The sequence below is a fragment of the Marinomonas sp. CT5 genome (assembly GCF_018336975.1).
GTDB lineage: Bacteria > Pseudomonadota > Gammaproteobacteria > Pseudomonadales > Marinomonadaceae > Marinomonas.
The window spans coordinates 1081138-1093634 of the sequence record NZ_CP025572.1 but is presented as its reverse complement, the minus strand read 5'-3'; the positions used below and the strand labels follow the sequence as shown (position 1 = coordinate 1093634).

Annotated in this window: 10 protein-coding genes; 2 read left to right on the top strand and 8 right to left on the bottom strand. The window is 40.7% G+C overall.

Annotated features, from left to right (window positions below; genetic code table 11):
* Positions 1-265 precede the first annotated feature (265 nt).
* Positions 266-3064, top strand: a complete 2799-nt coding sequence (locus C0J08_RS05185; protein ID WP_212655044.1) for a response regulator — start codon at positions 266-268, stop codon at positions 3062-3064.
* Here the strand turns inward: C0J08_RS05185 and acpS are convergent.
* The 8 genes from acpS to glgC all read right to left on the bottom strand — a co-directional run bounded on the left by acpS (position 3054) and on the right by glgC (position 10962).
* Entirely contained in the window at positions 3054-3440 is a 387-nt protein-coding gene (gene acpS / locus C0J08_RS05180) for a holo-ACP synthase (protein WP_212655043.1), read from the bottom strand. The genes C0J08_RS05185 and acpS overlap by 11 nt on opposite strands.
* Positions 3441-3467: 27 nt before the next feature.
* Entirely contained in the window at positions 3468-4205 is a 738-nt protein-coding gene (gene recO, locus C0J08_RS05175; protein ID WP_212655042.1) for a DNA repair protein RecO, read from the bottom strand.
* Between the two features lie 5 nt (positions 4206-4210).
* Positions 4211-5119, bottom strand: a complete 909-nt coding sequence (gene era / locus C0J08_RS05170) for a GTPase Era (protein WP_212655041.1) — start codon at positions 5117-5119, stop codon at positions 4211-4213.
* Complete coding sequence (gene rnc, locus C0J08_RS05165) at positions 5112-5795, bottom strand: ribonuclease III (RefSeq protein ID WP_212655040.1); 684 nt, start codon at positions 5793-5795, stop codon at positions 5112-5114. The genes era and rnc overlap by 8 nt, the downstream gene beginning before the upstream one ends.
* A gap of 18 nt (positions 5796-5813) precedes the next feature.
* Complete coding sequence (lepB, locus tag C0J08_RS05160) at positions 5814-6638, bottom strand: signal peptidase I (protein ID WP_212655039.1); 825 nt, start codon at positions 6636-6638, stop codon at positions 5814-5816.
* Between the two features lie 50 nt (positions 6639-6688).
* Positions 6689-8494 (bottom strand): translation elongation factor 4, encoded by a 1806-nt coding sequence (lepA, locus tag C0J08_RS05155; RefSeq protein WP_212655038.1) that lies wholly within the window; start codon positions 8492-8494, stop codon positions 6689-6691.
* Positions 8495-8737: 243 nt separating this feature from the next.
* On the bottom strand, positions 8738-9370 hold the full coding sequence (locus C0J08_RS05150; protein ID WP_212655037.1) for a riboflavin synthase subunit alpha: 633 nt from the start codon (positions 9368-9370) through the stop codon (positions 8738-8740).
* Positions 9371-9708: 338 nt separating this feature from the next.
* Positions 9709-10962, bottom strand: coding sequence for a glucose-1-phosphate adenylyltransferase (gene glgC, locus C0J08_RS05145; RefSeq protein WP_212655036.1), 1254 nt, complete (start codon positions 10960-10962; stop codon positions 9709-9711).
* 93 nt (positions 10963-11055) lie between these two features.
* Between glgC and glgA the strand changes: the two genes are divergently transcribed.
* Entirely contained in the window at positions 11056-12489 is a 1434-nt protein-coding gene (gene glgA / locus C0J08_RS05140) for a glycogen synthase GlgA (RefSeq protein WP_212655035.1), read from the top strand.
* Positions 12490-12497: the final 8 nt, after the last annotated feature.

Below are 12497 nucleotides of genomic sequence, written 5' to 3'. Positions count from 1 at the left end.
AATTTTTTGGTAATCAGATATGTTAGCAACACGTATTTTCACCCTAATTACTATACTGTTTGCACTAAGTGGTTGTGGAAAAACAAACGAAGATTTAGCCTCCTTAAACAATGTAGAATTAAGAAAAAAGTGGCGTGAATGCGCGTACCAAAAAGCTCCAACCAGCACGGAGCAGAAAATATGCAATAACTATGAGAAAGAATGCAATGCTCGAAAAGACAAGGATAATTTGGCCTGCTATTAACGTCTATAATAGGTTACTGGCATGAAAAAAATTCCTTTTATTAATATTTCTCACCTTAACCTTAATAACAAATTATTTTGGGCTCTATTCGCACCGGTTTTTATCGTTTCTCTTCTATCTGCTATTTTCCTTTTAACCACACGCTTTCACGATTTAAACCAAAATTTATACACTCGGACACTGCACATCACAGAACAAGTGGCGACCACAAGTGAGTATGCCATTGTTTTTTCTGACCAAAAAATGATGTATCGAATACTACAAAATGCTTTAAATAATCAAGATATTAACAGTGCTCAGCTCTTCAATAGTGACCAAAAAGTCATCGCTACACTGGGAAAGCCAGCCAGCCAAACAACAGAAACGTTTCCAGAAAAAAACCGCATCACAGAACTTAACGATCATCTAGAATCAATAAGTGCTATTCACTATTCCAGCAACACTCTAGATAATGTTTTTGATTCTCAAGCAGACTTATTTACTCCCTTAGATCAGCGTAACTTAATTGGCTGGATAAAAATTGAAGCCAATAAATCGACCATTCAAATACAAAAATATCAATATGCTAGCCTCATTATTTTTACGTTAGTTCTATTCAACATATTAGTAATTCTCATCGCCATTAACTTTTCAAAACGATTAACCGCCCCTATAACAAAATTATCGGTTTCCCTAAATAAACTTGTAAAAGGTCAATTTTCTACGGCTAAACTGATGAACTTGCCGCCGGAATACGCATCACTGCAAAAAGATTTACTGGAGCTTACCGAGAGACTAGAGCATCACAATGAAGAACTTATTAATGGCATAGAACAATCTACTGAAGACATACGACGTAGCATGGATAGCATGGAAGAAAAAAGCGCTCAGCTGCATATAGCAAACCGCGAAGCCATGGAGTCAAACCGCTTAAAGTCACAGTTTCTTGCAAACATCAGCCATGAAGTTCGTACCCCTCTTAACGCTATACTTGGTTACACCAAAACATTACAAAAAGACATTACCGATACCCAACAACGACTTTATGTCGACACCATTGAGCAATCGACAAACAGCTTATTAGCCATTATTGGAGACATTCTGGATTTTTCCAAAATAGAGGCCGGGAAGTTAAACCTTGAAAGCAATCACTTTAATCTAAAAGCACTCATCGATGATGTTTACCAAATTCTCAGCATTAACCTACTAACTAAAGAAAAACAAATTGATTTAGTACCTGAATTGAATAAAAACGTACCAGAATGGGTAATTGGTGATAGCACTCGAGTTCGCCAGATTTTAACCAACCTTATCGGCAACGCAATTAAATTCACTCACCAAGGCTCTGTACGAACAAAAGTCTCCCTTGTCTCACAAAATAACCAGAACATCACACTGTCATTTCAAGTGATTGATACAGGAATAGGCATTGCGGAACACAAAATCCATCGTTTGTTTAAACCATTCTCTCAAGTTGATACCAGCACAACCCGACAATTTGGCGGCACAGGATTAGGACTGGTTATTACTAAAAAACTAGTGGAGCAAATGAATGGCAAAATAGAGGTCAGCAGCGATCCCAGCATTGGCTCGACATTTCGCTTCACCATCGACTTAAAGGCCTCGAATAATTTAAGCAGCAACAAAAGCCCGCTCAATTTAAATGTCATCCTGTTAGAGCCAAGCACGACATATAAAAGCTACCTGACAACCTACTTGCACAGCATTGGAGTCAATTGCACCACCTGTGCAGATTTAGAACAAATGATCGCCCTTCTTAATAAGCAGAAAGGCAACATTGATGCAATTTTACTCAGTGTCATACCGGACGATAAAAATGTTATAGAGGCCAGAGAGTTGATCGATTATTCAAGACAACAATTTTCTGTTCCATGCATTTTAATGGTCCAGCCACCGGGACAAATCGCCCACTACCCTGATTTAAAAAATATCTGCAGCGACATATTACTTAAGCCTATCAGCCAAGATCGGCTGTATAGCGCTCTACAAAACCTGAACAGCACAGTGACAACACCTTCACCTAAACTCATGCCCCAAAAGCTGCAGCAAGAGGACATCAAAAAACTCAAAATACTGGCCGTTGATGATTCACCTATTAACTTACAACTACTAAGTCATTGGCTTACTCCTATTGGCATAGAGGTATCATTAGCTTATAGCGGACAACAAGCTATTAACATGGCGACGCAAGATAGTTTCGACCTCATCTTCATGGATATTCAGATGCCAGAAATGGACGGAATGGAAACCACCAGACAACTTCGCCAGCTAGAAAACTATAAAAATACACCTATAATTGCTCTAACGGCTCATGCTTTAGGTTCTGAACAACAACAGATACTTGCCAGTGGGATGAACGCTTATTTAACCAAACCAATTGATGAAGAAATACTGCTAAACACTATTGAACAATGGTGCTCAAACACAGAAACACTGCAAGAACAAATTGATGCCAAACTCGTCAACGTATTCGATTTAGAAAAGGCATTGGCTATCGTCGATGGAAAAACAGCGATAGCCAAAGAAATGTTTACTATGTTGGCAGACTCACTGGATGCGGAAAAAAAACTTATTCTGCACCACTTAGAAAATCAGGACACCAACAAACTCATTGAAGTTGTGCATAGAATTCATGGCGCCTCAAAATACACGGGCACAGTAAATATTGCCCGCCATGCAGGTTTTTTAGAAACACACTTGAAAGAATTAGGATTAGAAGACGTAGAAGGGGTCGTAGAAGACTTTATTGAAGCAATAGAAGACCTATTAAATCACCGAAACCTTATTCCTTGGCCTCAATCTTCAGACTCTACTCCCTAGACTCAAGAACAACAAAAGCCTGAGCATAAGCTTTTTCATCCGTTAAACTAAGATGCCAAGACACAGGAAAGTTATAACGAGACGTGATGCTTTCATCCACCAACAGAATAGGCTGGCCAGAAGACAAATTACTCACTGTGAAGTGTTGAAAACTCACACCCGAGCCAATACCTGTTCCTAGTGCCTTTACTGCTGCTTCTTTTGCTGCAAAGCGTTTCGCGACATAGGCGTTAGCTCTATCGGTATTACTCATTTCTAGCCAACGGCGTTTTTCATCAGCCGTTAGAATTCTATCGACAAACCGCTCACCTAATCGCTCAATAGACTGAGCAATACGAGCGATTTCAACCAAATCCGTTCCAACACCAATAATCAAGCACTCACCTCTTTATATACTCTTCCTTCAAAGAGAACGAAAAATAGGCACACCTAAATGACGCTCTCCTTGGAAGGGTTGCTTGGGTAACAATCGCCTTGACACAATAGGCTTACCATTCAACAAACTGTCTAACCAATTACGATGCAACTCTTTAGCCAGACTCAAAACCTGCTTATCCGTCCACTTGCCCGCATGGTAATCCAGCGCAACCTGCCCTTCAACAAACAACATGGGCATTTGTTTAGGTATCTCGCCAAAATAAGGACGCAGTCCGAATTTATAATGAAATTGATAAAGCTGATGCGCTTCAAGCACTTCACCACGCCCAGTTGAAACCATGTTAATGCCCACACCAAGCTCAGAAAATAACCCCACTTCAAAACGTCTTAGCAAAGGGGCTATTGGAGCACCGGCATGCAAATTCTCCGTCAACCATTTATAAAGCTGAAAAACATCGGGCAACGGGAGATTAATAGGCAACAGCTTTTCTAGCAGCTCATGAGCATACAAAGCAGCGTACAGAGGCAACCCATCTAAAGAAAACGACGATGAGACAGACTCTAAACTTTTCACTGTCTTTAGGTCACTACGGCCAGATAGCTCCATTTCGTAGCACAAAAAAGGCCCAGGTATGACCCGAGCCTCTTTTTTAGGTAACCGCCATACTCCCCGTATTAACCCTTGCTCAAGGGTTAATACATCAAGCAGAATTTTACTGTCCTGAAAAGGACGAGTATGAATGACATACGCAGAAACGCGCATCGAAATTACTCTTCCTGATAACCTAAGCTAGCCAACGCACGTTCATCATCGGACCAACCAGAACGCACTTTAATCCAGAGATTCAACATCACTTTATGTTGAAATAAATTCTCCATATCAATACGCGCCTCTTTACCAATAAGCTTAATTTTATCACCACGCTCACCGATAATAATGCGCTTTTGACCGTTTCTCTCAACAAGAATTAGGGCACTGATGTGAATAGCGGTTTCTTCGTAAACAAACTCTTCAATCTGAACAGCCACCTCATACGGAACTTCTTGACCTAGCTGACGTGTAATTTTTTCACGTACAATTTCAGCGGCCAAAAAACGCGAGCTGCGATTCGTAATCTGGTCTTCAGGATAAAACGGCTCCCCTTCGGGAATATAACTTTCTACTAACCGCTCTAGGCGATCTAAGTTGTTATTACGCAACGCTGAAATCGGTACAATCTGAGCAAAATTCATGCGATCAGATAAATTAGCCAAACGAGGTAAAAGATCTTCTTTTTGGTCTAATTGATCAACTTTATTGACAACCAAAATAACCGGGCAACGCGCGTGCTTGACCTTTTGAAGAACGGATTCATCCTCTTCGGTCCATCGGTCAGCATCAATAACAAACAGCACGACATCAACATCTTTTAATGCAGCGGCAGCCGTTTTATTCATAATACGGTTAATGGTTTTCGTTTCACCTAAATGCAATCCAGGTGTATCAACATAAATAGCCTGAACATGACCTTCAGTTTTTACACCCAAAATTTGATCACGAGTTGTTTGTGGCTTACGAGAAGTGATAGATAACTTTTGACCTAAAATATGATTAAGTAAAGTAGACTTACCCACATTAGGGCGTCCAACAATAGCAATATAACCACAGTGTGTAATTTCTACTTCAAGGTCAGACATCTTTTTTTTCCAATTTTTTCAAAGCTTTTGCTGCTGCATTTTGTTCTGCAATACGTCGACTATTTCCCTTACCCTCAACGGCTTCATCACACAGTTCTATATGACAGTTCACATAAAAAGTCTGATCATGGGGCTCACCGACAATATTGACCACATCGTATTGTGGCAAAGCATGTTTTCGAGCCTGCAAATACTCTTGTAGCCGAGTTTTAGCATCTTTTGTAACAATCTTTAATGATGTTGCATTCAAACGCTCTTTGTACCATTCCAAAATATGCTGTCGACAAACGTCCATACCAGCATCCAAGTACATAGCACCAATAATCCCTTCAACGGTATCCGCTAAAATCGAATCGCGTCTAAAACCACCACTTTTTAGCTCGCCAGCTCCCAGTTTAAGATAATCTCCCAACTGAAACTCTCTCGCGAGTTCGGCAAGAGTGTCGCCTTTTACCAAAGAAGCGCGTAATCGACTTAACTCCCCTTCCTTGGCTTTTGGAAAACGATGAAAAAGGTCTTCCGCAATGACATAATTCAGGATAGAGTCACCTAAAAACTCAAGGCGCTCATTATTTTTTCCACCAAAACTACGATGCGTTAGCGCCAGTTCAAGCAGTCCAAGGTCGGCAAAAAAGTAACCTATTCGCCGACTCAGCTTCTGATACGATGAACTCAAAATGTCTCCAAAAAATACTTATTCAATCAAACCATTATTTTTAAAACTTGGGATACTAAAAAACTTGTCCCAATGCAGCCACACATAAAATGCACGCCCCTTCATATTCTGATCAGGAACAAATCCCCAAAAACGGCTGTCGGCACTATTATCTCTGTTATCTCCCATCACAAAATAATGCCCTTCGGGAACAATCCATTCACCTTCATGAGGGGTAAATCGATAACTATTGTAAATATCGTGCTGTACTCCACCTAAGTTTTCACTAAACAACTCAACTGGTTCTTGATTAGGGTTCAATGAAATAGGCAACTTAGCTAAAAACTCTTTACTTACTTTCTTACCGTTTACTGTCAACACTTTATTGTGATAACTAACTCGATCGCCAGGCAATCCAACAAGACGCTTAATATAGTTTAGACTAGGATCGAGGGGATATTTGAAAACAACAACATCACCCCGTTTTGGTTCAGTAGTAGGGATAATTGTCGTATTAAGAACAGGTAAACGAAGACCGTAATCAAATTTATTAACCAGTATAAAATCACCGATCTTTAGAGTTGGCAGCATAGAACCAGATGGAATCTGGAAAGGCTCCACCACAAAAGAGCGTAAACCAAAAATAACAGCAATAATGATGAAGTATGACTTTACTTCCACGACAAACTTAGGCGTTTCGGCCAATCGTTGTTGAGCATCTTTATTTAAAGCCGCTCGTGTTTCTGTTGGCATATTTGCCAATACCACCTTGCGCTTCGGCAAATAGACAATACGATCGTAAACCCAGAAGGCACCTGTCACCAAAAACGCAATGGCCAGTATCAATTCGAAATCAAAACCCATACTTCATTTCTCCATCAGGGTGTGACATAACACACCCTTTGATTATCTGGCTAGCTATCAAGCTGTAAAACCGCAAGGAAAGCAGATTGTGGCACTTCTACGTTACCAACCTGTTTCATACGTTTTTTACCTTCTTTCTGCTTCTGCAACAATTTTTTCTTACGACTTACGTCACCACCATAACACTTGGCGATAACGTTCTTACGCAAAGCTTTAACTGTTGTACGTGAAATAATTTTCGCACCAACAGCCCCTTGAATAGCAACATCAAACATCTGGCGAGGGATAAGGTCTTTCATTTTTTCACATAAAGCACGCCCTCTAAACTGCACATTGTCTTTGTGCATAATCAGAGCCAATGCATCTACACGCTCACCGTTGATCAAGATATCCAAGCGACACAAAGGGGCAGGACTAAAGTGAGAGAAACTATAATCTAAAGACGCAAAACCACGACTACACGACTTCAGCTTATCAAAGAAATCCATGACCACTTCATTCATCGGAAGCTCGTAACGTAACTGAACTTGTCGGCCGACATATAACATGTCTTTTTGAACGCCACGCTTTTCAACACACAAAGTAATAACATTACCCAAATATTCTTGTGGTACTAAAATATTTGCTTCAACAATAGGCTCACGCATTTCTTTAATGGTGCCAGGATCAGGCATCTTAGACGGGCTATCTACATTAATAACCTCACCATTGTTTAACTCAACCTCAAATACAACCGTTGGCGCCGTTGTAATCAAATCTAAATCGTATTCACGCTCTAAACGCTCTTGAATGATTTCCATATGCAGCATCCCTAAGAAACCGCAACGGAAACCAAAACCTAGTGCATCGGAGCTTTCAGGTTCAAAAAACAAAGACGCATCATTTAATGTCAGTTTGTCCAAAGCCACACGAAAATCTTCGTATTGATCAGAGCTTACAGGAAAAACACCGGCATAAACTTGTGGCTTCACTTTTTGAAACCCTGCTAACTGAGGAACATCTGGAGTAGCAGTATGCGTAATGGTATCGCCCACTGGCGCACCATGGATGTCTTTGATACCAGCGACAACATAGCCTACTTCACCAGCTCGAAGAACACCTGTTTCTTTACGCTTTGGTGTGAAAATACCAGTCATATCAACAGGGTGAGTTTGCTTCGTTGATTTTATATAAATTTTGTCTTTTTTACGCAACGTACCTTGTTTAATACGCACTAAAGAGACGACACCTAAATAATTGTCAAACCATGAATCGATAATCAGTGCTTGAAGCGGCGCGTCAACATCACCTTCTGGCGGCGGCACAGTAGCAACTAAGCGCTCAAGAACATCATCAACGCCCATCCCTGTTTTGGCTGAGCAGGTCACAGCATTCATCGCGTCAATACCAATGATCTCTTCAATCTCAGCACAAACTCGCTCTGGCTCAGCTTGAGGCAAGTCGATTTTGTTTAATACCGGCATTACTTCAAGACCTTGCTCAATAGCCGTATAACAGTTTGCTACAGACTGAGCTTCAACCCCTTGAGCCGCATCGACCACCAGCAATGCCCCTTCACAGGCAGCCAAGGAGCGGGATACTTCATAAGAGAAGTCCACATGTCCAGGCGTATCAATAAAGTTTAATTGATAAACTTGACCATCTTTTGCATGGTAATCCAACGTCACACTCTGTGCTTTGATGGTGATGCCTCGTTCACGTTCAATATCCATTGAATCAAGAACCTGAGCCGACATCTCACGCTCGCTCAAGCCTTCACAAGTCTGAATGAAACGATCAGCTAAGGTGGACTTACCATGGTCAATATGGGCGATAATACTAAAATTGCGTATGTGCTTAAGATTATTGGAAGACACTATTTACTCACACTTTAAAAGCGATATTTGAACGATCACCTGTTGATAAACCAGTCACATATGCACATTATTTATCGCGATGGCAAAAAAATAAGCGTCATAATGATGACAACTTAACGAAACAACTTATCAACAGATTTTCAGGATAGAAATTGGCGAGCATTCTACCGAAAATCCAGCAAGGACTCCATTTATTTCAATGACAAGAGGCCATACTCAAGAAAATCGATACTTTAACCTGCTTTACGGTAAAACAATCCCTCGTTCTTTTAAAATACGCTCTACCGTATCCACCGTCGCCTGAGTATGTGCATCTATCTCTAAATTCACCCGATCACTCAGAGACAAAGAGCCAAATGTTGTTAATCTAAGTGTTTCAGGGATTAAAGAGACTTCCAGCCAGTCATCACCAATATCACTTATTGTTAAACTCGCACCATTCAACCCCACATAGCCTTTATTGAATAAATAACGTCTTGCATCTACTTCATATTGACGATCGGTCGAAAAGCGAATGTGGACACTTTCTTCAATTTTCTCAATACGAGACACACTGACAGACGTCATAATATGGCCAGACATAACATGACCACCAACTTCATCGCCCATCTTAGCTGCTCGTTCGAAATTAACCACATCCCCAGATTGTAAAAGTCCGATATTCGTTAACGCTAACGTCGTATCAATTACATCAAATGTCAGAACATCATGTCCTATTTCTGCGACTGTAAGACATACGCCATTTATCGAGACACTGGCGCCTAACTGCTGACTAATCATCACCCCAGCAGGAAAAACTATTTCTAGGCGCTTGTTTCGCCCAATTTGACTGGCCTGTTTAACCGTTGCCGTACCCTGAACAATCCCCGTAAACATAAAAACTCCTAACTAGGTAGGTAAAAATACATATATTCAAAAAATAATGTACGATAAGCTCAAGACTGAAGAAGAAATGAACACTCATACGCAAAGCACCACAACTACTACCTTTGCGCGAGTTATCATAGATTCACTAATAGGGTTATCCACAGGTTGCGGGGATAACCAAAGGCAAATAAATATGCAAACTACTAATGCGACCACTTTGCGTTTTTTCAAGATCTAATGGGTAATAAACTTAAGATTACTATTCATCAGAAAAATTTATTCTAGCCTAAATGATAAAAGCCGCTCAAAAAGCGGCTTTCCAGAAAAGTTAACACTCTATAAAGCATTCAATCAGACAAAGCTTCAATCATCCCCTGCGTCACTAATGTAATGCCATCCGAATTTCGATAGAAACGAGCGGCATCAGCAATAGGATCTTCACCAATAACCGTTCCTTCAGGAATATGACAATCAGAGTCGACCACGACTTTACTCAATCGACAGTGACGCCCTATATCACACCGAGGAAGGACAACAGATTTATTAACATGAGAATACGAATTGACTCGAACATTATTAAATAATATGGATTGTTCAACCGTAGAGCCAGATACAATACAACCAGCCGAGACAACAGAATTTAATGCTGTACCAATTCGCTCTTCATAATTGTAATTAAATTTGGCCGCTGGACGCTGATACTGAGCCGTTCGAATTGGCCACTCTTCATCATACAAATCCAATTCGGGAACCAATCGAGTTAAATCCATATTGGCTTCCCAATAAGCGGTCAAAGTCCCTACATCTCGCCAGTATGGCGTATCTGGATAACTTTTATTATCAATGACGCTATTTGCAAAATGATGAGCCTTTATTTTACTACGACCAACAAATAGAGGAATCAGGTCTTTGCCGAAGTCATGACTTGACGCATCATCATGTGCATCAGAACATAAGTTCTCTGACAAAAATTTAGTATTAAAAATATAGATCCCCATACTCGCAAGAGAAACATCTGGCTTACCAGGCATAGTAGGAGGATTAGAAGGTTTTTCTTCAAAAGCTATAATATTATCGTCTTCATCAACATGCATGATGCCGAATTGATCCGCTTCATTTACTGGCACTTGAATGCAAGCCACCGTCACGTCAGCACCACTCTCAATATGCTCTTGCAACATCACACTGTAGTCTTGCTTATAAACATGATCACCAGCAAGAATCAGAATGTATTCACTCTCCAAGCCTTCAATCATAGTCAAGTTTTGATAAACCGCATCAGCCGTACCACGATACCAGTCACTACCTGTTTGCTGCTGAGCAGGCCAGAGCTCAATAAACTCATTAAAGTCTGAGCGTAAAAAATTCCATCCTCTCTGCACATGCTGATTAAGGGTATGGGATCGATATTGAGTCAGAACAGCAATACGCCGCATGCCTGAGTTGATACAGTTAGAAAGGGGGAAGTCGATTATTTTATACTTACCCGCAATAGGAACTGCAGGCTTAGAACGATTATCAGTTAATTGCTTTAATCTTGAACCACGTCCACCGGCCAAAATAATGGACAAAGTTTTCATGCGCGCCGTATTTAAATCCATGTGATGCCCTTAAAATTTTTATCAACACACTCTTATCGAAGTTTCAATTAGGTATACTCTTAACATTATTCCAAATCAATAAGATGCCTAATAATGAAAATACTATTTGCAGCCTCTGAAATTTACCCCTTAATTAAGACTGGCGGATTAGCCGATGTTGCTGGCGCCCTACCTGTTGCTTTGAGAAAAAAAGGACATGATGTCAAATTAATCATGCCTGCCTATCAAGGTATATTAGAAAAGGTAGCGCCTATTCAAAAGAGAATCAACTTAGGAAACCCTTTTGGAGTTGGAGATTTATTACTATTAGAGTCGCATATTCCTGCAAACGATACCCCTATTTGGTTACTACAGTGCCAAGCACTTTACGAGCGCGAAGACGGACCTTACGTTGATAAAAGGGGAGTAGATTTTGCAGACAACCACATTCGCTTTGCAGCCTTATCGTGGGCTGCAGCCACCCTTGCAGCAAATGGCAGCCTGATAGATTGGCAAGCAGATATACTACATTTAAATGATTGGCAAACAGGCTTTGCTGCTGCGTATTTAGAAAGTTGGAAAACTGAACATATTCCCGTCGTCACCACCGTTCATAATTTACGTTATAACGGTAGTTTTGATATGGATCAATTTCCTGCCACCCATTTATCACCAGAACTACTCAGCATGCATGGGATGGAATTTTATGGCCGGTTCTCAGGTCTTAAAGCGGGTTTAGTGTATGCCGATGCGGTTACAACGGTGAGTCCGACTTACGCCCAAGAGATCCTTACGCCAGAATATGGTGATGGTTTGGACGGAACCCTCAGGGCCATGCAAGACAAATTATCCGGCATTTTAAATGGTGTTGACTATGACCAATGGTCACCGGAAAAAGACACTCTCATCCCACATCGTTATAATCAAAATTCGTTAGATCAAAAGCGCTTAAATAAACTCGCCTTACTGAAAGAAAATAACTTATCGGAAGACGTTGAGCAGCCACTTTTTGGTGTTATCAGCCGATTAACGGAGCAAAAAGGACTGGACCTTATATTAGAAGCCATGCCTGCGATGCTAGAAAAAGGGGCTCGACTCATCGTTCTAGGCTCAGGAGATAAGAACTTAGAGTCAGGCTATTTAGAACTACAAAAAAACTACCCTGATCAAGTCTCTGTGCGTATTGGTTATTTTGAAGATTATTCCCACCGCATTCAGGCGGGTATCGATGCCCTGCTTATTCCATCACGATTTGAGCCTTGCGGTTTAACCCAGCTCTATGCCCTTAAGTATGGAACGTTACCTGTGGTGAGAAAAACAGGCGGATTAGCCGATACTGTTTTTGAAGAAGGTAACAGACAGAATGGTTTTGTATTTAAGGAAGCCTCTGTCCACTCTTTGCAAGAAGCAATGGAACGCTGTATTGCTTGTTTCTATGACCAACAAAGTTGGCAGGAAAGACAAAAAAATGCAATGAGTTATGACTACAGCTGGGAAGCTGTAACTGACCAATGGATTGATTTATATCAAACCTTACTCAGCAAATAAAATCCAAT